Source organism: Leifsonia shinshuensis, assembly GCF_014217625.1.
GTDB lineage: Bacteria > Actinomycetota > Actinomycetes > Actinomycetales > Microbacteriaceae > Leifsonia > Leifsonia shinshuensis_A.
Window position 1 is genome coordinate 905,931 of the sequence record NZ_CP043641.1, and the last position, 24,436, is coordinate 930,366.

At 71.8% G+C, this 24,436-nt stretch carries 24 protein-coding genes; 3 read left to right on the forward strand and 21 right to left on the reverse strand.

The window, feature by feature from the left end; all coding sequences use genetic code 11:
• Positions 1 to 63: 63 nt before the first annotated feature.
• Complete coding sequence (locus F1C12_RS04385) at positions 64 to 1,338, reverse strand: DNA polymerase IV (protein ID WP_258046107.1); 1,275 nt, start codon at positions 1,336 to 1,338, stop codon at positions 64 to 66.
• 104 nt (positions 1,339 to 1,442) lie between these two features.
• Here F1C12_RS04385 and F1C12_RS04390 point away from each other — a divergent pair, with 104 nt between their 5' ends.
• Positions 1,443 to 2,447, forward strand: coding sequence for an aldo/keto reductase family protein (locus tag F1C12_RS04390; protein ID WP_185277607.1), 1,005 nt, complete (start codon positions 1,443 to 1,445; stop codon positions 2,445 to 2,447).
• Positions 2,448 to 2,456: 9 nt separating this feature from the next.
• Here the strand turns inward: F1C12_RS04390 and F1C12_RS04395 are convergent, their stop codons facing one another.
• The 6 genes from F1C12_RS04395 to F1C12_RS04420 form a co-directional block, all read right to left on the reverse strand.
• The gene (locus tag F1C12_RS04395; RefSeq protein WP_185277608.1) at positions 2,457 to 3,083 is read right to left on the reverse strand and encodes a hypothetical protein; all 627 of its coding nucleotides are present in this window, start codon (positions 3,081 to 3,083) and stop codon (positions 2,457 to 2,459) included.
• A 64-nt stretch (positions 3,084 to 3,147) separates the two neighbouring features.
• A complete protein-coding gene (locus F1C12_RS04400; protein WP_185277609.1) occupies positions 3,148 to 3,684 on the reverse strand; it encodes a DUF1697 domain-containing protein in 537 nt (178 codons plus the stop codon).
• Between the two features lie 2 nt (positions 3,685 to 3,686).
• The gene (locus F1C12_RS04405) at positions 3,687 to 3,998 is read right to left on the reverse strand and encodes a hypothetical protein (protein WP_258046108.1); all 312 of its coding nucleotides are present in this window, start codon (positions 3,996 to 3,998) and stop codon (positions 3,687 to 3,689) included.
• Positions 3,985 to 4,599 carry a GNAT family N-acetyltransferase gene (locus tag F1C12_RS04410; RefSeq protein ID WP_258046109.1) on the reverse strand — a complete coding sequence of 205 codons (615 nt, stop codon included), beginning with the start codon at positions 4,597 to 4,599 and terminating at the stop codon, positions 3,985 to 3,987. Before F1C12_RS04410 ends, F1C12_RS04405 begins: the two co-directional genes overlap by 14 nt.
• On the reverse strand, positions 4,518 to 5,279 hold the full coding sequence (locus tag F1C12_RS04415; RefSeq protein WP_185277610.1) for a YidC/Oxa1 family membrane protein insertase: 762 nt from the start codon (positions 5,277 to 5,279) through the stop codon (positions 4,518 to 4,520). Before F1C12_RS04415 ends, F1C12_RS04410 begins: the two co-directional genes overlap by 82 nt.
• Before the next feature lie 85 nt (positions 5,280 to 5,364).
• Positions 5,365 to 5,688, reverse strand: coding sequence for a DUF6412 domain-containing protein (locus F1C12_RS04420; protein ID WP_185277611.1), 324 nt, complete (start codon positions 5,686 to 5,688; stop codon positions 5,365 to 5,367).
• An 86-nt stretch (positions 5,689 to 5,774) separates the two neighbouring features.
• On the opposite strand from F1C12_RS04420, the gene F1C12_RS04425 reads away from it, so the two are divergent.
• Positions 5,775 to 6,440 (forward strand): SDR family oxidoreductase, encoded by a 666-nt coding sequence (locus tag F1C12_RS04425; protein WP_185277612.1) that lies wholly within the window; start codon positions 5,775 to 5,777, stop codon positions 6,438 to 6,440.
• Positions 6,441 to 6,450: 10 nt separating this feature from the next.
• Positions 6,451 to 8,154, forward strand: coding sequence for a long-chain-fatty-acid--CoA ligase (locus F1C12_RS04430; protein ID WP_258046110.1), 1,704 nt, complete (start codon positions 6,451 to 6,453; stop codon positions 8,152 to 8,154).
• Positions 8,155 to 8,173: 19 nt separating this feature from the next.
• Here the strand turns inward: F1C12_RS04430 and F1C12_RS04435 are convergent, their stop codons facing one another.
• From F1C12_RS04435 to F1C12_RS04500, 14 genes are all read right to left on the reverse strand, one after another.
• Positions 8,174 to 8,608 (reverse strand): PaaI family thioesterase, encoded by a 435-nt coding sequence (locus F1C12_RS04435; protein WP_185278777.1) that lies wholly within the window; start codon positions 8,606 to 8,608, stop codon positions 8,174 to 8,176.
• A 53-nt stretch (positions 8,609 to 8,661) separates the two neighbouring features.
• Positions 8,662 to 10,419, reverse strand: coding sequence for an APC family permease (locus F1C12_RS04440; protein ID WP_185277614.1), 1,758 nt, complete (start codon positions 10,417 to 10,419; stop codon positions 8,662 to 8,664).
• A gap of 114 nt (positions 10,420 to 10,533) precedes the next feature.
• Complete coding sequence (locus tag F1C12_RS04445; protein WP_185277615.1) at positions 10,534 to 11,454, reverse strand: oxygenase MpaB family protein; 921 nt, start codon at positions 11,452 to 11,454, stop codon at positions 10,534 to 10,536.
• On the reverse strand, positions 11,451 to 12,026 hold the full coding sequence (locus F1C12_RS04450; protein WP_185277616.1) for a YbaK/EbsC family protein: 576 nt from the start codon (positions 12,024 to 12,026) through the stop codon (positions 11,451 to 11,453). Before F1C12_RS04450 ends, F1C12_RS04445 begins: the two co-directional genes overlap by 4 nt.
• 134 nt (positions 12,027 to 12,160) lie before the next feature.
• A complete protein-coding gene (locus F1C12_RS04455) occupies positions 12,161 to 12,697 on the reverse strand; it encodes a GNAT family N-acetyltransferase (RefSeq protein WP_258046111.1) in 537 nt (178 codons plus the stop codon).
• Entirely contained in the window at positions 12,694 to 14,193 is a 1,500-nt protein-coding gene (gene gatB / locus F1C12_RS04460) for an Asp-tRNA(Asn)/Glu-tRNA(Gln) amidotransferase subunit GatB (RefSeq protein ID WP_185277617.1), read from the reverse strand. Before gatB ends, F1C12_RS04455 begins: the two co-directional genes overlap by 4 nt.
• Positions 14,193 to 15,740, reverse strand: a complete 1,548-nt coding sequence (gene gatA, locus F1C12_RS04465) for an Asp-tRNA(Asn)/Glu-tRNA(Gln) amidotransferase subunit GatA (RefSeq protein WP_185277618.1) — start codon at positions 15,738 to 15,740, stop codon at positions 14,193 to 14,195. The genes gatB and gatA overlap by 1 nt, the downstream gene beginning before the upstream one ends.
• Before the next feature lie 2 nt (positions 15,741 to 15,742).
• A complete protein-coding gene (gatC, locus tag F1C12_RS04470; RefSeq protein WP_185277619.1) occupies positions 15,743 to 16,039 on the reverse strand; it encodes an Asp-tRNA(Asn)/Glu-tRNA(Gln) amidotransferase subunit GatC in 297 nt (98 codons plus the stop codon).
• A 38-nt stretch (positions 16,040 to 16,077) separates the two neighbouring features.
• Positions 16,078 to 17,847: an alkaline phosphatase family protein gene (locus F1C12_RS04475; RefSeq protein ID WP_185277620.1), complete on the reverse strand. Its 1,770-nt coding sequence runs from the start codon at positions 17,845 to 17,847 to the stop codon at positions 16,078 to 16,080.
• A gap of 39 nt (positions 17,848 to 17,886) precedes the next feature.
• Positions 17,887 to 19,146 (reverse strand): alpha/beta hydrolase, encoded by a 1,260-nt coding sequence (locus F1C12_RS04480; protein WP_185277621.1) that lies wholly within the window; start codon positions 19,144 to 19,146, stop codon positions 17,887 to 17,889.
• Between the two features lie 223 nt (positions 19,147 to 19,369).
• Entirely contained in the window at positions 19,370 to 21,610 is a 2,241-nt protein-coding gene (gene ligA / locus F1C12_RS04485; protein ID WP_185277622.1) for an NAD-dependent DNA ligase LigA, read from the reverse strand.
• 237 nt (positions 21,611 to 21,847) lie between these two features.
• On the reverse strand, positions 21,848 to 22,948 hold the full coding sequence (mnmA, locus tag F1C12_RS04490) for a tRNA 2-thiouridine(34) synthase MnmA (RefSeq protein ID WP_219732680.1): 1,101 nt from the start codon (positions 22,946 to 22,948) through the stop codon (positions 21,848 to 21,850).
• Positions 22,949 to 22,992: 44 nt separating this feature from the next.
• Complete coding sequence (locus tag F1C12_RS04495) at positions 22,993 to 23,178, reverse strand: hypothetical protein (RefSeq protein ID WP_185277623.1); 186 nt, start codon at positions 23,176 to 23,178, stop codon at positions 22,993 to 22,995.
• Positions 23,179 to 23,190: 12 nt separating this feature from the next.
• The gene (locus F1C12_RS04500) at positions 23,191 to 24,390 is read right to left on the reverse strand and encodes a cysteine desulfurase family protein (protein ID WP_185277624.1); all 1,200 of its coding nucleotides are present in this window, start codon (positions 24,388 to 24,390) and stop codon (positions 23,191 to 23,193) included.
• Between the last annotated feature and the right edge of the window lie 46 nt (positions 24,391 to 24,436).

Below are 24,436 nucleotides of genomic sequence, written 5' to 3' on the forward strand. Positions count from 1 at the left end.
GGGTTCACCGTACCCGGCGGCTCCCGGCGTGACCAGGGCGGTTCTGCCGGAGGCCCGTGCTCGTCAGTCGCTCAGCCAGCGCGGGTTGCGGCCGTCCCGCTCGGCCTGCTCGGCGTCGCGCGACCTGCGCACCAGGGAGGCCGGCCCGATGGTGCCGCGACCGAAGCGCGCGCTCACCGCGTCCAGTGTGCGTTCCGCCTCCCGCCACTCCTCGTCCGGGTCCCAGAGCGCGAGCGCGTCGCCGCCGGCGTCGGCGAGCTGCTCGGCCCGCACGCCGATCAGCCGGATCGGGGTGTCCTTCAGGTGGAGGTCGAGCGCCTCGAAGACGTCCCAGGCCTCCTCGAACAGCCGCCGGCCGACGTTGGTCGGCTCGGCGAGGGTGCGCGAGCGGGTGATCGTGCGGAAGTCGGAGAACCGCACCTTGATCGCGATGGTCCTGCCGACCATCCCGTGCTTGCGCAGGCGCTCCCCGACCCGGCCGGAGAGCCGAAGCAGCTCGCGGCGCAGGGTGTCGGCGTCGGTCACGTCGACGGAGAACGTGTTCTCGTGGCCGATGCTCTTCTCGCGGGAGGCGGTGACGATCCGGCGTGGGTCGCGGCCGTTGGCGAGTTCGTGCAGCCGGTGCGCGCTCGCGTCGCCGACGGCGCGCTGCAGGACGGTCAGCGGAGCGTCGGCGAGGTCGGCGACGGTCTTCATCCCCATCCGCTCCAGCGACGCCTGCGTGCTGGCGCCGACGCCCCAGAGCGCGCCGACCGGCAGCGGACGCAGGTAGGACACCGTGTCGGCGGGCGGGATGACGAGAAGGCCGTCGGGCTTGGCGTGGCCGGAGGCGAGTTTGGCCATGAACTTCGTGCCGGCGACGCCGACCGAGCAGGTGAGCCCGGTCTCCTCCTTCACGCGCGAGCGGATCAGCTCGGCGATGCGCCGCGGCGAGCCGAGCAGCCGGCGCGTGCCCGCGACGTCGAGGAACGCCTCGTCGATGCTGAGCGGCTCGACCAGCGGCGTCACCTCGTGGAAGATGTCCATCACCTTGCCGGAGTACTCGGTGTACTTCTCGTAGTGCGGCGGCAGGATGATCGCGGTCGGGCACAGCCGCAGCGCCTGGGAGACCGGCATGGCGCTGCGGACGCCGAACCGGCGCGCCTCATAGGTCGCGCTGGTGACGACCCCGCGGCCGCCTGCGTGGCCGACGATCGCGGGCTTGCCGCGGGCGTCCGGGCGGTCCAGGAGCTCGACCGAGGCGAAGAAGGCGTCCATGTCGACGTGCAGGATCGTGGCGTCGGAGTCGTCGACGTCAGCGGTCGTCACCCGCCGGTCGCTGCCGTCCGCCTTACCCACCGATCACACCTCCCAAAGATCCCACCTCCCGCCATGGGTCAATCCTCGCATCCGGGCACGACATCCGGCCTGTCGCCGTGCGATCGCAGCGCTAGCGTTGAGCCATGGAATTCAGATACCTCGGCGACAGCGGTCTCAAGATCTCGGAGATCATCTACGGCAACTGGCTCACGCACGCTTCCCAGGTCGAGAACGAGACGGCGACGCAGTGCGTCCACGCCGCCCTCGACGCCGGCATCAGCACGTTCGACACCGCGGACGCGTACGCGAACACGGCCGCGGAGCAGGTGCTCGGCGACGCCCTGAAGGGCCAGCGCCGCCAGTCGCTGGAGATCTTCACCAAGGTCTACTGGCCGACCGGCCCGAAGGGCCACAACGACACCGGCCTCTCGCGCAAGCACATCCTCGAGTCCATCGACGGCTCGCTCACCCGGCTCGGCACCGACTACGTCGACCTCTACCAGGCGCACCGCTACGACTACGAGACGCCGCTGGAGGAGACGATGCAGGCCTTCGCCGACATCGTCCGGCAGGGCAAGGCGCTCTACATCGGCGTCAGCGAGTGGACGGCCGACCAGCTCCGCGCCGGGCACGCGCTGGCGAAGGAGCTCGGCTTCCAGCTCATCTCGAACCAGCCGCAGTACTCGATGCTCTGGCGGGTGATCGAGAAGCAGGTGGTCCCGGCCTCCGCCGAGCTCGGCATCTCGCAGATCGTCTGGTCCCCGGTAGCGCAGGGCGTGCTGACCGGCAAGTACCTGCCGGGCGCGCCGCTCCCCGAGGGCAGCCGCGCCGCCGACGACAAGGGTGGTGCGAACGCGATCAAGGGATTCCTCCGCGACGACGTGCTGACCTCGGTGCAGCGGCTGAAGCCGATCGCGGACGAGCTCGGCGCGACGATGGCGCAGCTCGCGATCGCGTGGGTGCTGCAGAACCCGAACGTGTCCGGCGCGATCGTCGGCGCGTCCCGGCCGGAGCAGGTGGCCTCCAACGTGAAGGCGGCGGGAGTGCGGCTCAGCGGCGACGTGATGGCGCGCATCGACGAAGCGGTCGGGGACGTCGCGGTGACCGACCCGGCGGAGACGACCTCCCCGGCGCAGCGGGTGGCGTAGCCGGCTCGCTCAGACCAGCGCGGCGACGAGCGGGCGGAACCAGTCGCGGAACGCCCGCGAGTCGTCGCGCAGCGAGGCGCTGACGACGACGGTGTGCGGTCCGACGATCCACGCCCCGCGCTCCGCGAGCGGGAGCACATCGATGTCGAGCCGGAAGTACCCGGCCTGGCGGCGCAGGTCGTGCTCCCGCTCGTGGACCACGTCCACGATGTCGGCGGCGCGCGTCGCGTGGTGCTCGATGCTCGCCCGCGCGTACTCGGCTCGGCGCTCGCGGGCCCAGCGCGCCGCCGTCTCGTGCTGTGCGAGAACGATGTCCTGCAGCTCGATCGCGCGGTCGAGCGCGGTGAAGTGCGGGGGCTGCAGCAGCGGTGTGAGCGGACGGTGCTCCCGGTCGGCTGCACGCTCGAAGAGGGCGTGCCACTGCGTCTCCAGGACGTCCCTCGCGGCCAGGGTCGCGGCTCCGCCACCGCGTTCGGGAGCGCCGTGCAGCGCCGGCACGACGGCCGGCGACACCCGAGGGAGGGCGGGTTCGAGGGTGTTGTCGAGGCCGACGAGGTCGCGCAGGGCGAGCGCGATCAGCAGATCCCAGGGACAGTCCTCGGTGACCTGCCATCGAAGAGTGCCCTCGACGAACATGCAGTCATTGTAAGAGCAGCCGGTGACCTCCAGCAGTGCGTTCCGGAGTCCGCTCAGGGCGCGTTCAGCCGCGCCGGTCGAGCTCGGCGAGCAGCCGCAGGACGGTGCGCTGGTTGCGGCCCGTCGCGACCGGCCCGAGGCTGCGCCAGAACGCGGCGGGGACGACCGACTTGGAGACGCCGAGCGGGCTCCACTGGTAGATCGCGCGGTCGCCCAGCCGGACCACCTCCGGGGCGAGATCGGCGTCCTCTGGCGCGGTCACCCCGGACGGCACGTCGTGGTCGAGGAAGGTGACGACGAGCCGGGAGTCGTCGTCGGAGGCCTCCAGCAGCGGGTTGTCGGCCGCGATCCGGCGGAAGCGGTCCTCCGGCAGCAGGACGACGCCGACCGATACCCCGGAGGACTCCGCCAGCGCAGCGACCACCGCCTCGGCCTGAGCGGCCGTCGGCGCGCCCGATCCGCGGAAGACGGCGTTCCCGCTCTGCAGCAGCGTCCCCACCTCCTCGAAGCCGGCCGCCTCGAACGCGGCGGCCAGGTCGGCCTTCGCGACGCGCGCGTTCCCGCCGACGTTGATGCCGCGGACGAGGCCGACCCCGAGCACGCTCAGGCCTCCGCAGGCTCGGCCGCGACCAGCAGTGTGGACGGGATGGTCGCGTGCTCGTAGGGGCCGGTGCCGTCGCGGCGGCGCTGCGGCTCGCTGAACGCGACCACCCACGTCGTGAAGCCGTCGTTCGGCAGCGACACGTGCCGGAGGCTGCGGTCGCCGGAGGCGATGATCACCCCGGTCGGCTCGCCCGGCCAGTCGTCGGACGACGGCGGCTCCTGCTCGACGACGTACACCTGCACGCCGACGCCGAGCCCGGGCATCGCCTCGCGGGGGTCGCGGGGCGGGCGGGGACGATCACGCTTCCACATGGTTCAAGCATCCCATCACGATCGCGTCGACCCACTCACCGTCCCAGCGGAGCGCGTCGCGCCTGCGGCCCTCCACGACGAAGCCAGCCTTCTCGTAGGCGCGCTGCGCGCGCGGATTGAAGGCGAAGACCTCCAGCTCGACCCGATGCAGGCCGACTGTGGCGAAAGCGTGCTGCAGCACCGCCCTGGTCGCCTCCGTGCCGTAGCCGGCCCCGAACCACTGCGGCGAGCCGAGCATGATCCGGAAGCCCGCCGACCGGTTGTCCGCGTCCACGTCGTTGAGGACGACCTCGCCGAGGTGGGCGCCGTCGGCCGTGCGCAGGATCGCCCAGTCCGCCCGGCCCTCCAGCCGGGCGAGGCCGGCGAGCCAGTCGCGGACGCCCTCCTCGGTGAATGCGGTGTGCGTGCCGGTCAGCCGCATCACCTCGGGCTCGTGGAGGGACGCCCAGGTGCCGTCGAAGTGCGCGGGACCGAGCGGGACGAGCGTCAGCCGCTCCGTCGTCAGCGTCGGGACGGGCTTCAGTGCGACGTCGATGGCTCGGTCCTCCCTCGTTCCGGGTCGAGCAGGCGGCGCAGCGTCGCGCGCTCGACGACGGTCCACGCCGTCGTCGTCAGAATGTACACGGCGGCTGCCAGCGGCACGAACGCCGCGAAGACCACGGTGACGTACGGCAGGAACGACAGCGCGCGGACCACGCCGGTGGGCGCCGGCGAGCCGTCCGGCTGCGGGAGGGCGAGCACACGCCGAGACACCGTGGTCACCGCGGCGATCAGCAGGAGCACGGCCGCGTAGACCAGGAATCCCGGCCACACCGATCCGGCGCCGGCGAGTCCGACGAAGCTGGTGCCGAGCGGCGCGCCGAGCACGTGCACGTCGAGCAGCGCGTTCGCGTGGCCTGCGACGGTCGCATGGGTGAAGAGCGCGTAGACCAGCGAGATGACCGGGAGCTGCGCGAGCAGCGGCAGCATCCCGGCGAACGGGGAGGTCCGCTCCGCCTGGTAGAGCTCCATCGTCTTGCGGGCGAGCAGTTCGCGGTCTGTGCCGTGCTTCCGCTGGAGCTCGGCGAGTGCCGGGGCGAGCCGGCGGCGGGTGTACTCGGCGCGCACCTGGCTGACGCCGACGGGGAGGAGGATGGCGCGCACGATCATCGTCAGGACGACGATCGCGACGATTCCCGCCGCTGCGCCCGCGATGGGCTCTGCGGCGGCGGAGAGGGCGGTGACGAAGCCGTAGGCCGCGTCGAGGACGGCCGCGATCGGCGGCCACGAGAAGAAGTCCATGGGTGATATCCCTGCTGTCGGAACGAACGAAGACGTCGTCTGGCCGCGCAGAAGCGAAGAGACGCAGCGAGCGGGAAGCGCCCGGCTACGCGACCGGCAGGAGGATGCCCGGTGCTCTCGGGCGCGGACGGCCGTCGGCGTCCGGGTCGGACTGGCTCTCCAGGAGCCAGCCTGCGGTGGGCTGCAGCGGGTTCGACCAGACGGCGCGGACCCGCAGGGAGGCCGCGAGCGCGGCGACGGAGCGCACGGCCGCGGTCGCCGCGACCGCGACGATCCCGATCGCGCCGGCCAGGCCGGCAAGGGCGATGAGACCGGAGACGCCTCCGGGCCACGCCGCGGAGTGCCACAGCACCGACAGACCGGAGCCGGGCGCGAAGAAGCGCGCCAGGAACTCCAGCAGACCGGTCATGAGCACGACCGTAACGCATCCGCCCGCCGGGCCGCTTGCACGTTCGCCGTGAGCGGAGCGGACCCGAACAGGAGCAAGATGGAGGCATGAGTCGAATCGCGATCGTCGGTGCCCACGGAAAAGTCGCCCAGCAGCTCATGCGGGTGCTCTACGACCGGGGGGACGAGTTCGTCGGCGTCGTCCGCAGCGACGAGCACGCCGAGGACGTCTACCGTCTCGGCGGGGAGGGCCACGTGCTCGACATCGAGCAGGCGGACTCCGGCGCCATCGCCATGGCCTTCGTCGGCTGCGACGCGGTCGTCTTCACCGCGGGCGCCGGGGCGGGCTCCGGGGTCGCCCGCAAGCGCACGGTCGACTACGCCGGCTCGGTGAAGTCCGCCGAGGCCGCGGCCTCCGCCGGCGTCCGCCGGTTCGTGCAGGTGAGCGCGTGGGGCGTCGACGCCCCGGTGGCCGAGGACGCCGACCCGCAGTGGCGCGCGTACGTGGAGGCCAAGCGCGAGGCCGACGAGGCGTTGCGCGCCTCCGGACTGGACTGGACGATCCTGCGTCCGGGCGGCCTCACCTTCGACGAGGGCACGGGCTCGATCCAGCTCGGCGAGAGCGTCCCGCGCGGCACCATCGCGCGTGAGGACGTCGCCCGGCTGATCGCCGTCTGCCTGGCCGACCCCGCCACGATCGGCCGCACCTGGGAGGTCGTCTCCGGCGATGTCCCGATCGAGGAGGCCGTGCACGCGGCGACCACGGCCCAATAGGCTCGTGTCCGTGAGTGGTTACAGCGATCGCCCCTGGGTCTCCGCCTACGCGCCGGACGTCCCCGCCGACATCGAGCTGCCGGAGGGCTCCCTTGCCCACCTGATCGACGGCTCGGTCGCGACCTACGGCAAGCACGTCGCCCTGGAGTTCTTCGGTGCGACGACGACCTACGCGGAGCTCGGCGACCAGATCGCGCGCGCCGCGGAGGGTCTGCGCAAGCGCGGCGTCCGCAAGGGCGACCGGGTCGCGCTCGTGCTGCCGAACTGCCCGCAGCACGTCGTCGCGTTCTACGCAGCGTTGCGGCTGGGCGCGGTCGTGGTGGAGCACAACCCGCTCTACACGCCGCGCGAGCTGCGCCACCAGTTCGAGGACCACGGCGCGACCGTGGCGATCGTCTGGGACAAGGTCGTGCCGATGGTGCAGGACCTGCCGGCCGACCTCGGCGTCTCGACGGTCATCGCGGTCGACATCACGCGCGGGATGCCCGCGACCAAGCGCTTCGCGCTGCGTCTGCCGGTCCCCGCCGCCCGCAAAGCGCGCGAGCAGCTGACCGCGAAGGTGTCCGGCGCCGTCACGTGGGAGTCGCTGGTGTCCTCCCGCCGGCTGAAGGCCTCCGTGCCGCGGCCGGAACGCGACGACCTCGCGCTCATCCAGTACACGAGCGGGACCACGGGGCGGCCGAAAGGCGTCATGCTCAGCCACCTCAACCTCGCGGTCAACGCGGCGCAAGCGCGCGCGTGGGTTCCCACGATCGAGCGCGGCGCGTCCGTGGTGTACGCGGTCCTGCCGCTGTTCCACGCCTACGGCCTCACGCTCTGCCTGACCTTCGCGATGAGCATGGGCGCGCGGCTGGTGCTGTTCCCCAAGTTCGACCCCGACCTGGTGCTGGACGTCGTGAAGAAGCGGCCGGCGACCTTCTTGCCGGCCGTGCCGCCGATCTACGAGCGGCTGGTGCAGGCCGCGGAGAAGCGGAAGGTCTCGCTCTCGGGCATCGACATCGCGATCTCCGGGGCGATGAGCCTCCCGCAGAGCATCGTCGACCTGTGGGAGTCGAAGACCGGCGGCTACCTCGTGGAGGGCTACGGCCTGTCCGAGTGCTCCCCCGTCCTGATGGCGAACCCGGTCGGCGCGACCCGCAAGGCGGGCACGGTCGGCCTCCCGCTGCCAGGCACCGAGCTGCGCGTGGCGGACCCGGAGGACCCGTCGGTCGACCGGGCGTTCGGCGAGGAGGGCGAGCTGCTCGCCCGCGGACCCCAGGTGTTCTCCGGCTACTGGCGCAACGCCGACGAGTCGGCCAAGGTGCTCACCGCCGACGGCTGGTTCCGCACCGGCGACATCGTCACGATGGACGAGGACGGCTTCGTCCGCATCGTGGACCGGATCAAGGAGCTCATCGTCACCGGCGGCTTCAACGTCTCACCGACCGAAGTGGAGGACGCGCTGCGCAGCTTCGAGGGCGTCGCGGACGTGGCCGTGGTCGGCCTCCCGCACCGCCGCGGCGGCGAGGACGTGGTCGCCGCGGTCGTGATGGAGCCGGGGGCGTCGTTCGACGAGGCGGCCATCCGCGCCTACGGCCGCGACTGCCTCACCGCGTACAAGGTGCCGAAGCACGTCGTGCAGGTGGACGAGCTGCCGCGCAGCATCGTCGGCAAGGTGATCCGCCGGAAGGTGCGCGACCAGCTCGTCGCGCAGCAGGAGGCGGCGGGGGCCTGAGCACCCGATCGCCCTGCCATCACCCGATCGGGAACACAAGCAACGACCCCGTCGCCGTCGCGACCGTCTTCCCGCTCCCGTCGGTCACCACTCCGTCCGCGAAGGCCACCCGGTTGCCCGGCTTGGTCACCGTCGCGCTGCAGGTGAGCGGGCCGCTGCCGGCGAACACCGGGCGGAGGTAGTTCACCTTGATCTCGATCGACGTGTAACCCTGACCCTGCGCGAGCGTCGACTGCACCGCGCAGCCGATCGCCGAGTCCAGCAGGGTGCAGACCAGGCCGCCGTGCACCGTCCCGATCGGGTTGTAGTGCGACTCGTCCGGCTCGCAGACGAACACCGCGCGGCCGGTCTCGGCCTCCGTCAGTGTCATCCCCATCAGGTTCGCGATGGGCGGAGGAGGCAGCTCCCCCGCGATCATCTTCTGCAGGTACTCCAGGCCGCTCACCGTCGGCATGACGGCGACGCCCGGGGCCGGGTCCTCCCAGTGGACGGTTCTCGTGCGCTGGCTCACTCACTCCCCTTCCGCGGGAGGTCGGGATCGGCCGGCGGCAGGTCCGCCGGCTCGTCGACCGCTTCGAGCGTATCCGCATTGACCGGGGTCTGCCCCTCGGGGAGGTTGGAGAAGTCGGGCGCGATCACCGTGGCCGGGATGCGCGAGGCCGCCGTGCCGAACGGCAGCTCGTCGCCCACGGCGACCGGCTCCAGGATGATGTCGTCGCTCTGCCGCGGGAGGGTGCGGCCCTTGAAGTAGTCGGGCCGGATGATCCGCCAGATGATCATGAGCACGACGCCGATCAGGATGCCGCCGATTCCGACGACGGCCTCCGCGCCGATCCCGAAGATGGTGACGTTCTTGCCGTTTTCGTCGGTGAGCCAGTCGGGCGCCGAGAAGCTGATCACGCCGTAGATGAACACCGCCAGCAGCATGAGCCCGCCGACCAGCGGGAACAGCCCGCGCATGATCGCGTGCCGGAAGCTCGTGAACAGGGTCCGGCGGTAGTACCAGACGCACGCGAAGCCGGTCAGGCCGTAGTAGAACGCGATCATCAAGCCGATCGACCCGATCAGGGCGGTGAGCAGGGTGACGCTGATCGCGGTGAACACCAGGTAGAAGGCCGCGGAGACGATCCCCATTCCGATCGTCGACCAGGTGGGCGTCAGGAACTTCGGGTGGATGCGCGCGAACTTCTCGGGGATCGCCTTGTAGACCGCCATCGACAGGGTCGTCCGCGCGGTCGGCAGGATGGTCGTCTGCGTGGAGGCGGAGGCCGAGGTGAGGATGGAGAAGCCGAGCAGCGTCATCAGGATCGCGCCGATCGGCCCGCTGCCGAACAGCGTCGGCCCGATCGCCGAGAACACGTCGCCCGAGTTCGCCGGGTTCGCCAGCCCGATGCCCTTCGTGCCGACGCCCGCGAAGGCGACGGTGGCGACGGTCACGATGGCGTAGGTGCCCAGCAGCAGGAGCGTGCTGATGATGGCGGCGCGGCCCGGGGTCTTCTCCGGGTTCTTGGTCTCCTCGTTGATGGAGACCGCCGTGTCCCAGCCCCAGTAGATGAAGATCGCGGTCAGCAGCGCCGGGGCGATGGTCTGCCCGAAGTCGAGGGTGAACGGGTTGAACCAGGACCACTGCGGGATCAGCGAGTACGGCTCGGCGTTGCCGGTGTACACCTTCACGAGGGCGAACGCGGCGAAGAATATCAGGATGACGACCTCGAAGCCGAGCAGGACGTACTGCAACCGGGCCGATACCTCGATGCCGCGGTAGCAGATCCAGGTCATCAGGGCGATCCAGACCAGGCCGGCGATCGTCACGGCGAAGTTGTTGCTCGCGAGCGCAGCGACGCCGGGCAGGCCGAAGCCGCCGACGAACGTGAAGGAGTACTGCCCGGCGATCTGCGCCAGGTTGGACATCACGATCACGTCGGCGATGATGATGCCCCAGCCGCCCATCCAGCCGGTGATCGGCCCGAACGCGCGCGCCGCCCAGGTGAAGGTCGTGCCGCAGTCCGGCTCGGCCTTGTTGAGCTCCTGGTAGGCGACAGCGATCAGGTACATCGGGATGAACGCGAGCAGCACGATGCCGGGCGCCTTCACGCCGGCGGCGAGCGTGCCGCCGACGACGATGAAGCCGAGGCTCGCGGCGAGGCTGTAGGCGGGCGCTGTGGAGGCCACACCGACGACGACGCCCGACACGAGGCCGAGCGCGCCCCCTTTGAGGCCCTTGTTCCCGGCCTCGTCGGTCGCGGATGAGCTGGTGGATGTCATGGCAACACCTCCGGTGACTCGGGTCCGCTCACCGGTGAGCGGGCCACCGGAGCACAGCGTAGCTCCCAGAGGGCATCGCGGGGTTGCACGTTCTCACAGACGCCGTACCCGCGCTCAGCCTCCCGTCGCCGCCGCCAGCCGTGCCAGCCGCCGGCGCGCCGCCAATTCCGCCTGCGTCTGCGGCCCGAGCAGCACCTGCGCCCCGCTCAGCACGACGGCCGTCGCGCCATGGATCGGCAGCCGGTCTGCCACAGGGAGCCCGAGCATGGCGCGGTGCCGCGGCTCGAGCGTCGACACCGCCGCGCGGAACAGCACCCGGTACGACGGCCGCAGCGTCCGGCGCAGCGGCGCCCGCCGGATGAAGCGCACGATCTCCTCCACCTCCGGGCCGCCGCGCAGCTCCCCCGCATCGGTGACCGCGTCGATCCTGGCGCGCAGCTCAGCAGCGGTGCGCGGCGGATCGGCGACGCCCATCAGCTCCGCCGCGGTCGCCCACTCCCCCACGTAGCCGTCCGCGCCGCCCGGGATGGGCGACCCCCAGCGCTCGTGGGCGGTGAGGAACGCGTCCGTGAACGCCAGGTGCACCCACTCGGCGAGGTCGGGATCGTTCGCCGTGTACGGCCGGGTGACGCCGTAGCCGTCGACGAAGGTGCCGTGCACACGCTCGTGCAGCGTCCTCACCATGTCCGAGCCGGCGACGGCATGCCCGCGGCTGCCGAACGTGACCGTGTGGATCCACTGGATCGTGCCCGCCAGCCGGCCCAGCGGGTCCTCGCGGTAGCGGGAGTGCTCGCGGACGCCCGCCAGGGCTCCCGGGTGCAGTGCCTGCAGCAGGAGGGCGCGCACCCCCGCGACGAGCGTCGGCATCCCGCCGTGCACCGTCCACGCCGCGCCGCCGGCCGGGAAGTAGCCCTCGTCCTCGCCCTCCTCGAGCCGCAGCACCCAGCTCGGGATGCGGTCGGAGCGCCCGGACAGCGTCTCGATCAGGCGCGAGCGCACCGGGCCGAGGAGGCGGTCGACGCCGGCGCCGGTCATCGTGGCGCGCCGGACTCGGATGACACAGGCATCCCGAGGCCGTCGATGACCTGCGCGGACGGCAGCCCGCCGAGCAGCCGGCCCGGCAGCAGGATCTTGGAACGCCGCACGCCCGAGCCGATGATGACGACGACGCCGTCGGCCACGACGCGCGCGTCGACCAGCAGCGGCCACTCCGGCGGCAGCCCGATCGGCGTGATCCCGCCGTACTCCATCCCGGTCAGCTCGACGGCGCGCTCCATCGGCAGGAAGGACGCCTTGCGGACGTCCAGCAGCCGCTTGACCGTGTTGTTGACGTCGGCGCGCGTGGTGGCGAGCACGACGCACGCGGCGATCCGCTCGACGCCCTCGCGCTTGCCGCCGACGACGACGCAGTTGGCGAGCGTGTCGGCGGTCAGGCCGAACTCCTCCTGAGTGGCCGCGGTGTCGGAGACGTCCGGGTCGATCTCGACCACGCCGACCTCGTCCAGCCAGCCGAGGGCGGTCAGAGTCGCGAGGGTGGCCGGGGCCAGCAGGTCCGTGCGGGAGGAGGCGGGGGCCGTGGTCAGCCCGCCGAGAGTGAAGACGCCCATGCGCCTACGCTAGCGCGCCCGACGATTCCTGCCGAATGTCGCCTTTGCCACGCCCATTCCCGACATTCGTCACGAATCGCCAGGTCGCGATTCGTGACGAATGTGCGTTTTGGGGTCGCGATTCGCGACATTCGTCACGAATCGCGAAGGGTGAGGCGCTTGTACATGATGGTGGTGCCGCCGAGGGCGCCGGAGGGTGAGACGGCGTAGCCGGGGATGCCGCCCACGGTCTGCCAGCCCCAGCGGGCGTAGAGCGACTCGGCGAGGCTGCCGGTCTCGGTGTCGAGGACGAGCAGGGTGAGCCCGGTCGCGGCCGCGTGCTGCTCCAGCGCCGCGAGAAGGGCCGGCGCGATGCCGCGGCCCCTGGCCTCCCGGTGGACCATGAGCTTGATCACCTCGGCGCGGTGCGGCCCGTTGCGCTTGGCCGCGCGCACCAGGGTGATGGTGCCGAGCGCGCGGTCGCCGTCCCTGGCGATCCAGGTCGTGGCGTCCGGGTCGGCGAAGAGGGCGCTCCACCACAGGATCGCCTCGTCCGGGGTGGGCGGCTCGATCCAGCCGACGCTCGCGCCCGACTCCACGGTGTCGATCAGGACGGGAGCGAGCGCCGCAGCCGTGGCTGCGGCGCTCGTCTCCGTGACCTGCTCGATCAGCGTCGTGGCGGCACCGGTCACTGCGAGGCGCGCTCCAGCACCAGCTCCCGCACGCGTGCCGCGTCCGCCTGGCCCCTCATCGCCTTCATGACGGCGCCGATGACCGCGCCGGCGGCCTGCACCTTGCCGTCGCGGATCTTCTCCAGCACGTCCGGCTGCGCCGCCAGCGCCTCGTCGATGGCCGCGATCAGCGCGCCGTCGTCGGAGACCACAGCGAGCCCGCGGGCGTCCACGACCTGCTGCGGCGCGCCCTCGCCGGCGATGACGCCCTCCAGCACCTGGCGGGCCAGGCGGTCGGTGAGGGTGCCCGCGTCGACCAGAGCGGCGAGCTCGGCGACGTGCTGCGGGCTGACCAGGGTGCCGGCCGGGACGCCCTGCGCGTTCGCGAGGCGCGCGATCTCACCCGTCCACCACTTGCGGGCGGCGGCGGGGGTGGCGCCGGCGGCGATGGTCGCCTCCAGCTCGTCCAGCAGCTCGGCGTTGTCGACGTCCTGGAACTCCAGAGCGGTGAAGCCCCACTCCGCCGTCAGGCGCTTGCGGCGGGCGGCCGGCGCCTCCGGCAGGGTGCCGCGCAGCTCCTCGACCCACTCGCGGCTGGGCGCGACGGGGACGAGGTCGGGCTCCGGGAAGTAGCGGTAGTCGTCGGCGTCCGACTTCGGGCGGCCGGCGGAGGTGGTGCCGGTGTCCTCGTGCCAGTGCCGGGTCTCCTGCGTGATGGTGCCGCCGGCGTCGAGGATCGCGGCCTGGCGCTGGATCTCGTAGCGCACGGCGCGCTCGATGGAGCGCAGCGAGTTGACGTTCTTCGTCTCGGTGCGCGTGCCGAGCTCGGACGAGCCGCGGCGGCGGAGCGAGACGTTCGCGTCGCAGCGGACGTTGCCCTCCTCCATCCGCGCGTTCGAGACGCCGAGCGCCTTGACCAGGTCGCGGATCGCCCGCACGTAGGTGCGACCGACCTCCGGCGCGTCGCCCTCCGCTCCCTCGATCATCTTGGTGACGATCTCGACCAGCGGCACGCCGCCGCGGTTGAAGTCGACCAGCGAGTAGTCGGCGCCCTGGATGCGGCCGGTGGCGCCGCCGACGTGGGTCAGCTTGCCCGCGTCCTCCTCCATGTGCGCGCGCTCGATCTCGATGCGCAGCTCGCGGCCGTTCTCCAGCTCGATGCTGACGACGCCGTCGTGCGCGATCGGCTCGTCGTACTGGGAGGTCTGGAAGTCCTTCGCGAGGTCCGGGTAGAAGTAGTTCTTCCGTGCGAACCGGCTGGACTCGGCGATGTCGCAGCCGAGCGCGAGGCCGAGGCGGATGCTCGACTCGATCGCCTTCTCGTTGACCTGCGGGAGGCCGCCGGGAAGGCCGAGGCAGGTCGGGCAGGTGTTCGTGTTGGCGCCGGAGCCGAACTCGTTGGCGCAGCCGCAGAACATCTTGGTCGCGGTGTTCAGCTCGACGTGCACCTCGAAGCCGAGCACCGGCTCGAAGAGCTCGAGGGCCTTGTCGTAATCCATCAGGTCAGCTTTGGCCATCAGACCGCTCCCTCCTCGCTCGCGAACATCTCGGTGGCCGACAGATCCGGCGCCTGGCTCAGCAGGCTGCCGCCCCACTGCTCCTCCAGCAGCCGCTCCAGGGCGGCGCCGATGGTGTACAGCCGGGCGTCGGCGCGCGCCGGCGTCATCAGCTGCATGCCGACAGGGAGGCCGTCCTCCGGCGCGAGGCCGATCGGGAGGCCCATGCCGGGCACGCCCGCGAGGTTCGCGGGGATGGTGGTGATGTCGTTGAGGTACATCGCCATCGGGTCGGCCAGCTTCTCGCCGAACTTGAACGCCGTGGTCGGCGCGCTCGGGCTGACCAGCACATCCACCTTCTCGAACGCGGCGGAGAAGTCGCGCTGGATGAGCGTGCGGACCTTCTGGGCCGAGCCGTAGTAGGCGTCGTAGTAGCCGGCGCTCAGCGCATAGGTGCCGAGGATGATGCGGCGCTTGACCTCGGTGCCGAAGCCTGCGTCGCGGGTCGCGGCCATCACGCGCTCGACGGTGACGGGGCCGTCCTCCGGGTTCACCCGGAGGCCGAAGCGCACGGAGTCGAAGCGGGCCAGGTTGCTGGACGCCTCGGCCGGGAGGATCAGGTAGTAGGCGGCGACCGCGTACTCGAAGCTCGGGGCGTCGACCTCCACGATCTCGGCGCCAGCGCCCTCGAGCAGGGCCAGCGCCTCCACGAAGCGCTGCTTGACGCCCGCCTGGAAGCCTTCGCCGTTCAGCTCGCGGACGACGCCGACGCGCACGCCCTTCAGGGCGCCCTCGCGCAGGCCGGCACGCGCGGCCTCCGCCATCGACGGCCAGCTGTCGGTCAGCGAGGTGGAGTCGAACGGGTCGTGCCCGGCGATCACGTCGTGCAGCAGGCCCGCGTCGAGCACGCTGCGGGAGACCGGGCCGACCTGGTCGAGCGAGCTCGCCAGCGCGATCGCACCGTAGCGGCTCACCCCGCCGTAGGTCGGCTTGACGCCAACCGAGCCGGTGACGGCGGCCGGCTGACGGATCGAGCCGCCGGTGTCGGAGCCGAGCGCGAACGGCGCCTCGAACGCGGCGACGGCCGCGGCCGAGCCGCCGCCGGAGCCGCCGGGGATGCGCTCCAGGTCCCACGGGTTGCGGGTGGGGCCGTAGGCCGAGTGCTCGGTGGAGGACCCCATCGCGAACTCGTCCATGTTGGTCTTGCCGAGCGGCACCAGATCGGCGTCGCGCAGCTTGCGGACGACCGTGGCGTCGTACGGCGGGATCCAGCCCTCGAGGATGCGCGAGCCGGAGGTCGACGGCATGTCGTGGGTGGCGAGCACGTCCTTGATCGCGACCGGGACGCCGGCGAGCGGGCCGAGCGGGTCGCCCGCAGCCCGGCGGCCGTCGATCTCGGCGGCGGTGCGAACGGCGTTCTCGCCCGCGACGTGCAGGAACGCGTGCACGTCGGCGTCGACCGACTCGATGCGGTCGAGGTGGGCGCGGGTGGCTTCCACCGAGGACACCTCGCGCGCGGCGAGGAGGTCGGCGAGGGCGGCGGCGGAGAGCCTGGTCAGGTCCGTCATTCTTACTCCTCGTCCAGGATGGTGGCGACCTTGAAACGGTCGCCCTCGCGCTCGGGGGCGCCGGAGAGCGCCTGCTCGACGGTCAGCGACGGGCGGACCTCGTCGGACCGGAACACGTTGGTGAGCGGGAGCGGGTGGCTGGTCGCGGGGACGTCGGGCCCGGCGACCTCCTGCACCTTCGCGACCGCCTCGACGATCTGGCCGAGCTCGCTGGTGAGGCTCTCGATCTCTTCCGGGCTGAGGTCGATCCTGGCGAGGTTCGCCAGGTGCGCGACCTGTTCTGCGCTGATTTCGGACATGCGTCTCCGTGATGTGTCGTCAGTGGGCTGAGTCAATTCTAGGGTGAGCCGAACAGCCCGCGCCCCAGCCGATCGACGGTCTCGTAGGCCTCCCGGTAGGTGCGCGGCACCGGGTCGTCCGGAGCGCCGTACCGGGCTGTCAGGAGGCCGACCAGGCCGACGCCGGGCGGGCTGAGCGGGCGGTCCTCGTCGCCGGGCGCGGGCGGTCCGGCCTCCGGGTTCGGCGGCAGGTACTGCGGGTGCGTGTCCGGCCACGTGCCGGGCTGGCGCGGAGAGGTCCGGTTCACGGCGTTCTGGATCGTGCGCGCGCCGCGGTCGCGCTCGGTGAGGTGCGGGAGCCCGTACGCCTCGCAGAGCGTGGCGATGACCGCCGCATGGCTCATCTCCTCGTGGAGGATGCTGCCGCGCTCGGTGTACGCCGAGATGGCGAGGGCGGGCACACGGAGCCCGAGCCGGTCGAACGTGAAGCCGTTCTCCCCCGGGCCGGCGGCCGGTTCGGGAGGCGTCGCCGGGCCGGGCGCGACGTGGTCGTACGTCCCGCCGTGCTCGTCGAAGGTCACCAGCAGCATCGTGTTGAGCGCGTTCGAGCCGTTCGCGCTGCGCGATCCGCGGATCGCCGAGTACACCTGGTGCAGCAGCAACTCGCCCGCCCGCACGTCCGAGATGCCGCCGCCGGCGATCAGGGTGCCGTCGACGTCCTCCTCCGTCATCGGGCCGCCCGGCGGGTGCATGTCGTTGTGGTCGTAGAGCAGGCGCGGCTCGAGGAACGCGTAGTCCGGGAGGGTACCCTCCGCCACGTCTGCGTAGAACTGGGTCATCGTGCGGAAGTGCGTCCTCCAGTACGGCTCCAGCACAGGGGCGTGGATGAAGCCGGTCAGCGAGATGAGCTGCCGGTCGTCGAAGTAGACGCGCCAGCTTCGCCCGGCCTCCTGGAGCCGGTTGAAGATCGTTGGCGCGTCGTTCGCCGGGTCGAACCACTTGCGCAGCCCGCCGTCACCGCCGTTGTCGACGTACCCGTGCGAGGTGGAGGCGTGGAAGAACGACCGGTTGCAGAACGTCTGCGACGGCACGGCGCAGTGCCAGTCGTCGTACACGGCGAACTGACGCGCGAGCGTCGAGAAGACCGGGAGCATGTCCGGCGTGAACGCGCCCATGATCCGCCGGTAGTCGTCGGGCGCTGGCTCGGCGCCGGTGTCCTTGCGCAGCACGCCGATGTAGTCGCGCACGAAGCCCGTCATCGTGGGCTTCGTCCCCGCGGGCGGGGCGTTGTACGGCGGCTTCATGTCGCGCACGAGGGCGTCCGCGTTGGAGGGCGGATCGACCGTGCCGAAGAGCTGCGTGTTGACGTGCGGGTACACCTCCCCGGGGTCGGGAGACGGCTGGCGCATGATGACGTCCGTCGCCCCGGTGTAGGGATGCGCCGGGATCTCGCCGCCCGCCGGGTCCGGGTTGCTGTACTCCCCGAACGCCAGGCCGTCGAAGCGCGCTCCCTTCGGCAGCGTCTTCGCGTCGTAGAGGTAGCCGAGCAGGTTGTCGAACGACCGGTTCTCGTACATGAGCACCACCAGGTGGTCGAAGCCCGCCTGCGCAGGCGGCGGCAGCGTCGGGTACTCCTCGCCCTCCTCGGCGATGGCGCCCGGCGGGTTACGGGAGGCCGCGCCCGCGCCGATGGCGGCGCCCGCCGCTCCCCCGACGACGGCGCCGGCCGCCGCGATCCCGGCCCCGCGCAGGAAGGCGCGCCGGGACGACGCGGCGGGACGCCCCGTGGTGCCGTCCTGAGCGTTCTGGTCGTTCCGGTCCGGATCCATCGGTCCCATTATGCGCAGGCCCGGCCCGTGCCGCCCGCCTCAGCCGAGGACCAGGTCGCCCTTGTCGATTCCGATCAGCGCGAGGTTGCGCATGCACTCGGTGCCTGCGGTGAAGTACTCGTTGTGGCCGCTCGAACCGGAGAGGCTCTTGTGGGTGATCGGGTCGGTCGCGCCGCCGACGCCCATGGTCTTCGCGCCGTAGGAGGGCGCCCCCGGGTCGCTGCCGAAGAACGCGCTGTTGACGATGGGGTCCATCGACGCCTTGCCGACGTACACGTTGCCGTTTCGCACGCCGAGCTGGTCGACCGACTGGGCGTCGGAGCCCGGCGAACCCATCAGGGCCAGCGCGTCGACCGTGACGGTGCCCTTCTCCAGCGCCAGCAGCGCGGCGGTCGAGCCGTAGGAGTGGGCGAACACGCTCAGGTAGGGCGGGTCGGCCGCGCGGAGCGACTGGAGGCCGATCAGCGTGCGCTCCAGGCTGTCGGCGCCCTGCCGCGCGAGGTCCATGCCACCGATGTTGGTCAGCACCGGCGTCTGGTAGCCGATCCAGGCGACGACCGCGACGCCGGGGGCCGCGGTGTTCGCGCGGGAGCCGAGGAAGCGCTTCAGGAACCCGGTCTCCTGGGAGTAGAGGTTCTGGGCGACGCCGGCCCAGCCCTCCACCTGCTCCCCCACCGACATGTACATGCCGGGCACCAGGACGCTCACGTAGCGCGCCGTCCGGAGGTCGCCCACGACGATCGCGGCCCGGGCGTCGGCCGACGTGTCCAGCGAGACGAGGGTGCGCGTGACGCCGTCCTTCTTCTTCAGCGCGGTCTCCACGTTGCCGAGCGTGGTGAGCTGCCGTTTGAGGGCGACGCGCTCGGTCTTGCCGCGCTCGGTGCGCAGGTCGCCCTTGGCGGCGGCGATGGTGCGGTCCAGGTCGAGCACGTTGGCCTTGCCGCGGATGTCGTACGGGACGCCCTCCAGGTTGCCGATCACGTGCGGCGCGAGCTTCACGAGCGCCGCCTGGCGGGCGGGGTCGAGCAGCTTCCAGAGCTGGCTGACGTCGCTGGCCGCGGGCGGGCTGGTCAGGAGCCGGTCGAGGTCGGACGCGTGCGCGCCGAGGAAGCCCGGCAGCGCGGCCGGGTCGACCGCGCGGATCGCGCCGAAGACGGCGGCGGCGCTCGCGCCGGATGCTCCGGCTCCGGCCGGGCCGGAGCTGGCCGGCGCATCCCCGATCGCCGCAGGGGCCGCTGCTCCGGAGAGCTGGGCCACGTGCTCGACACGCGGCGCCGCCTGCGCAGCGTCGGCAGGCATGACGAAGGCCCCGGTCAGTCCTGTGACGACCGAGGTGACGATGGAAGCTGCTGCAAAGCTGACCAGCACTCCGTCCGGGTCCCTCCGAGAGCGAGCGAGCTAAGCCCTTGCGTGCACCGGGCGAGCGCACACCACGACTCTAGCCGCATCCGGGGGGTGGACGGATGGACGTTCTACCCCCGATTCAGGGGGATAACTTGTGGTCTGTCCACAAATTGGCCGACTAATCCTCCAGCCCCGAAGGGCCCTTTTCGACAAGGATCGCGAACTGGGCGGCGTCGATGACGCGGACGCCGAGCTCTTCCGCCTTGGCGAGCTTAGACCCTGCGCCGGGTCCGGCCGCGACGAAGTCGGTCTTCTTGGACACGCTGGAGGCCGCTTTGCCGCCCGCGGCGATGATCGCCTCCTGCGCACCCTCGCGGGTGAAGCCCTCCAGCGAGCCGGTGGCGACGACGGTCAGCCCGGCGAGGACGCCGCCGGTTTCGGCCTGTGCGCCGGGGCCGGCGTGGCCGGGGGTCGCGAACTGGACGCCGTCGGCGGCCCAGCGCTCGACGATCTCCCGGTGCCAGTCGACCTCGAACCAGGCGAGCACCGCGTCGGCGATGATGCCGCCGACGCCGTCGACCGCGGCGAGCTCCTCGCGCGAGGCGCCCCGGATCGCGTCGAGCGACCCGAAGTGGTCGGCCAGCGCGCGTGCGGCGACCGGGCCGACGTGCCGGATGTTGAGCGAGACGAGGATGCGCCAGAGCGGCTTCGTACGCGCGGCTGCGAGGTTGGCGACGAGCTCCAGGGCGTTCTTCGAGGGGACGTGGAGCTCGTCGCCGCCGAACTCGTCGGCATCGGGGACGAACGGTCCGTCCTTCTTCTGCCGCCGGCGGCGGAACGGTGTGTCCACCTTCTCGGCTCCCGACTCGGTGAGCTTCGGCAGCCCCGTCTCGGAGTCGCGGACGACCACCTCGATCGGGAACAGCTCCCGTACGGTCAGCCCGAACAGCCCGGCCTCGGTCGGCAGCGGAGCCGTCTCCGGGAACCGCGGCTGCGTGAGCGCCGCGGCCGCGACCTCCCCCAGCGCCTCGATGTCGAGGCCGCCGCGGGACCCGATGTGCTCCACGCGGCCGCGCACCTGCGCCGGGCAGAACTCGGAGTTAGGGCAGCGGAGGTCGATGTCGCCCTCCTTGGCCGGCGCCAGCTTGGTGCCGCACTCCGGGCAGTTCTCCGGCATCACGAAGGCACGCTCGGTGCCGTCGCGCAGCTCGACCACCGGGCCGAGCACCTCGGGGATGACGTCGCCCGCCTTGCGCAGGACGACGGTGTCGCCGATCAGCACGCCCTTCGCCTTGACGACGTCCTGGTTGTGCAGTGTCGCCTGGCGCACCTCGGAGCCGGCGACGCGCACCTTCTCCATGACGGCGAACGGCGTCGCCCGGCCGGTCCGGCCGACGCTGACGACGATGTCGAGCAGCTTGGTGTTCACCTGCTCCGGCGGGTACTTGTACGCGATCGCCCAGCGCGGCGCACGGGAGGTCGCGCCCAGCTCGTCGTGCAGGGCCAGCTCGTCCACCTTGATGACGATGCCGTCGATCTCGTGCTCGACGCTGCCGCGGTGCTCGCCGAAGTAGCGGATGAAGTCGTCCACCTCGGCGATGGTGCCGAGCACGCGGTAGTGGGTGGACGTCGGCAGGCCCCACGACTGCAGCAGCTCGTAGACCTTGGACTGGGCGTCGACCGGCGGGTTCGCCCACGCGCCGATGCCGTGCACGAGCATGTGCAGGCGGCGCAGCCGGTCGCGCATGAGGGCGAGCTGGGCGGCGTTCTTGCCCTCGGCCTTCTGCCGGAGCGAGCCGCTGGCGGCGTTGCGGGCGTTCGCGAACACGCGCTCGCCGGCCTCCTGCTGGTGGGCGTTGAGCTCGTCGAACTGGGCGACGGGGAAGAACACCTCGCCGCGGACCTCCACCAGCGGAGGGAACGGGCCGTCGCCGGCGAGCCGCTGCGGGATGGCGGGGATCTGCCGGATGTTCTCGGTGACGTCCTCCCCTACGACGCCGTCGCCGCGGGTGGCCGCCGTGACGAGGACGCCGTTCTCGTAGCGGAGGTTGATCGCGAGGCCGTCGATCTTCAGCTCGCAGAGGTAGTCGACGCGGCGTCCGGCGTCGCGCTCGACGCGCGCGGCCCAGGCCTCGAACTCCTCCAGGGAGAACACGTTGTCGAGGCTGAGCATGCGCTCGGCGTGCTGCACCGGCGCGAAGAGCGTGGTCTGCGCGCGGCCGCCGACCGTCTGGGTGGGGCTGTCCTGGCTCTGCAGCTCGGGATGCAGGCGCTCCAGCTCCTCGAGGCGCCGCAGCATGCGGTCGTACTCCTCGTCGCTGACGAGCACGGTGTCGCGCTCGTAGTACGCGTCGCGCAGCTCGAGGATGCGCGTGGTCAGGTCCTGGGCCTCCGCGCGTGCGGCTTGCTCGTCAGTCACCCAGCAAGCATATTCACCCCCACCGACGCCGCGTCGGCAACGGAGGACATCCGCTCCGACACGCCGCGCAGAGTCGGCCAACGGAGGACTACAGCCCCCGTACCACCCGCATCTCCTCCGTTCCCGACGCGGCTCCACTGTGGCGAACGGAGGAGGTGCGGGATCAGCCGGGCCGGATGTCCTCCGGTGGCTGCCGACACGCCGGGGGCGGGAGCGGATGTCCTCCGTTTCCGACCGTCAGACCGGGACGGCGGAGACGGTGCGGTCGATGGTGGTCTGGCCGAGGACGCGGGTGCCGACGTAGACGACGGCGGTCTGGCCGGGGGCCACGCCGTTCAGCGGCTCGTCGGGGCGGACGACCAGTTCGCCGTCGCGAACCTGGGCCACGGCGGGCACCGGGTCGGCGTGGGCGCGGATCTGGACGTCGCACGCGAACGGGCTCTCCGGCGACGCGGGAGGCTGTCCGGCCCAGGTGAACCGGGCGCCCGCGATCTCGGCGATGTCGAGCGCCTCCTTCGGGCCGACGACCACCGTGTTGTCCTTCGGGCGGACCTCCAGCACGAAGCGCGGGCGGCCGTCCGGCGAGGGGTAGCCGATGTTGAGGCCCTTGCGCTGGCCGACCGTGTAGGCGTGCGCGCCCTCGTGCGAGCCGAGCCGGTTGCCCTCGCGGTCGAGGATGTCGCCCTCCGCGGCGCCGACGTGCTCGGTCAGCCAGCCGCGCGTGTCGCCGTCGGGGATGAAGCAGATGTCGTGCGAGTCCGGCTTGTTGGCTACGCTCAGCCCGCGTGCTGCGGCCTCGGCGCGGACCTCCGCCTTGGAGGGCGTGGCGCCGAGCGGGAACATCGCGTGCGCGAGCTGGTCGGCGGTGAGCACGCCCAGCACGTACGACTGGTCCTTGGCCCAGGCGCTCGCGCGGTGCAGCTCCCGGTTGCCGTCGGCATCGGTGACGATGCTCGCGTAGTGCCCGGTGCAGACGGCGTCGAAGCCGAGGTCGAGCGCCTTCTCCAGCAGCGCGGCGAACTTGATCCGCTCGTTGCAGCGCATGCACGGGTTGGGCGTGCGGCCGGCCGAGTACTCGGCGATGAAGTCGTCCACAACGTCGAGCTTGAAGCGCTCGGAGAAGTCCCAGACGTAGTACGGGATGCCGATGATGTTCGCGGCGCGCTGGGCGTCCATCGAGTCCTCGATGGTGCAGCAGCCGCGGCTCCCGGTGCGAAGGGTGCCCGGCATCCGGCTGAGCGCCAGGTGGACGCCGACGACGTCGTGCCCGGCCTCCACGGCGCGCGCGGCCGCCACGGCGGAATCGACGCCACCGCTCATCGCTGCCAGAACTCGCACCCGAGGAATCTTACGCCGCGCCTCCTGGGTTCGGCTCAATCGCGTCACTCGTCGTATTCGATGGCCGCGAGGATCTGGGTGTGCGCCCTCCACTGCCAGAGGTTCGGAGGGACAGACGTCAACGTGACGATCCGGGCATTCCGATACGGTGCGAGTCGCTGACGGAGTGCATGCTCGACCTTGACGAGGTCCGTTGTCGCGACGTCGACGGTGATGAGTTCACGCGGCATACATCTATCATATCAATTTCGACTGCGTGTCTCGCGCTCCGCCAGCCCCGCCCGCTCCGCCTGCGCGTACGCGCCCGGCAGCGCCGCGAGCAGCGCGTCGACATCCGCCTCGGTGGAGGTGCGGCCGAGCGTGAACCTCAGCGCGCTGCGGGCCTCCGGCTCGCTGCGGCCCATCGCGAGCAGCACGTGCGACGGCTCCGGGATGCCCGCCGTGCAGGCCGCGCCGGTGGAGACCGACAGTCCGGCGAGGTCGAGCAGGAACAGCAGCGAATCGCCCTGCGCGCCGGGGAAGACGAAATGGACATTGGAGGCGACCCGCTCGCCACCTGCCTGCTCCGGCTCCGGCCCGCTCAGCACCGCCTCGGGCACGGCCACCCGCACGCCGCGGATCAGCCGGTCGCGCAGCGCGGCGAGCCGCTGCGCCTCGGATACCCGCTCGGCCTCCGCGGCGAGCGCCGCCGCCGCGAACGCGACGGCCGCCGCGACGTCCTGGGTGCCGCTGCGCACCTGGCGCTGCTGGCCTCCGCCGTGGATCAGCGGCACGACCGCCGAGCGCCGGCCGAGGACGAGGGCGCCGATCCCGACCGGTCCCCCGATCTTGTGCGCCGAGACGCTCAGCGCGTCGACGCCCAGCGAGGCGAAGGACAGCGGCACGTGGCCGTAGGCCGCGACGGCGTCCACGTGCACCGGCACCCCGGCAGCGCGCGCGAGCGCCGCGAGCGAGGCGACCGGCTGGATCGTCCCCACCTCGTTGTTCACGGCCAGGAAAGTCAGCAGCGCCACGTCCGACGCCGAGCCCAGCGCGTCCGCGACGACCGAGGGCAGGATCCGCCCCTCCGGGTCGAGCGCCAGCCACTCCGGCCGCGCTCCCTCCGCGCGCTCCAGCCACTCCACCGCGTCTACGGTCGCGTGGTGCTCGCCGCCCGGGACGAGGATGCGCGGATGAGCGGCCCCGCTGTTGCGCGCCCAGTACATCCCCTTGATCGCGAGGTTGATCGCCTCCGTGCCGCCGGAGGTGAAGACGACCTCGATCGGGTCGCAGCCGAGGGTCGAGGCGACGGCCTCCCTGGCCTCCTCCAGCATCCGCTTGGCCCGCTGGCCCTGGCTGTGGATGCTCGACGGGTTGCCGACGAGCCCCAGCGCGTCCGTGAAGGCGGCGATCGCCTCCGGGCGCATCGGGGTGGTGGCGGCGTGGTCGAGATAGACGGGCACCGAGGCCTCCTCGGAGTGTGGCGCGGTGTGGTCACTACTCTAGATC

Coding starts and splice junctions, on each gene's coding strand:
- F1C12_RS04390 (WP_185277607.1), top strand. CDS start 1,443: ATGGAATTCAGATACCTCGGCGACAGCGGTCTCAAGATCTCGGAGATC.
- F1C12_RS04395 (WP_185277608.1), bottom strand. CDS start 3,083: ATGTTCGTCGAGGGCACTCTTCGATGGCAGGTCACCGAGGACTGTCCC.
- F1C12_RS04405 (WP_258046108.1), bottom strand. CDS start 3,998: ATGTGGAAGCGTGATCGTCCCCGCCCGCCCCGCGACCCCCGCGAGGCG.
- F1C12_RS04415 (WP_185277610.1), bottom strand. CDS start 5,279: ATGGACTTCTTCTCGTGGCCGCCGATCGCGGCCGTCCTCGACGCGGCC.
- F1C12_RS04420 (WP_185277611.1), bottom strand. CDS start 5,688: ATGACCGGTCTGCTGGAGTTCCTGGCGCGCTTCTTCGCGCCCGGCTCC.
- F1C12_RS04425 (WP_185277612.1), top strand. CDS start 5,775: ATGAGTCGAATCGCGATCGTCGGTGCCCACGGAAAAGTCGCCCAGCAG.
- F1C12_RS04435 (WP_185278777.1), bottom strand. CDS start 8,608: ATGCCGACGGTGAGCGGCCTGGAGTACCTGCAGAAGATGATCGCGGGG.
- F1C12_RS04440 (WP_185277614.1), bottom strand. CDS start 10,419: ATGACATCCACCAGCTCATCCGCGACCGACGAGGCCGGGAACAAGGGC.
- F1C12_RS04445 (WP_185277615.1), bottom strand. CDS start 11,454: ATGACCGGCGCCGGCGTCGACCGCCTCCTCGGCCCGGTGCGCTCGCGC.
- F1C12_RS04450 (WP_185277616.1), bottom strand. CDS start 12,026: ATGGGCGTCTTCACTCTCGGCGGGCTGACCACGGCCCCCGCCTCCTCC.
- gatB (WP_185277617.1), bottom strand. CDS start 14,193: ATGGCCAAAGCTGACCTGATGGATTACGACAAGGCCCTCGAGCTCTTC.
- gatA (WP_185277618.1), bottom strand. CDS start 15,740: ATGACGGACCTGACCAGGCTCTCCGCCGCCGCCCTCGCCGACCTCCTC.
- gatC (WP_185277619.1), bottom strand. CDS start 16,039: ATGTCCGAAATCAGCGCAGAACAGGTCGCGCACCTGGCGAACCTCGCC.
- F1C12_RS04475 (WP_185277620.1), bottom strand. CDS start 17,847: ATGGATCCGGACCGGAACGACCAGAACGCTCAGGACGGCACCACGGGG.
- F1C12_RS04480 (WP_185277621.1), bottom strand. CDS start 19,146: ATGCCTGCCGACGCTGCGCAGGCGGCGCCGCGTGTCGAGCACGTGGCC.
- F1C12_RS04495 (WP_185277623.1), bottom strand. CDS start 23,178: ATGCCGCGTGAACTCATCACCGTCGACGTCGCGACAACGGACCTCGTC.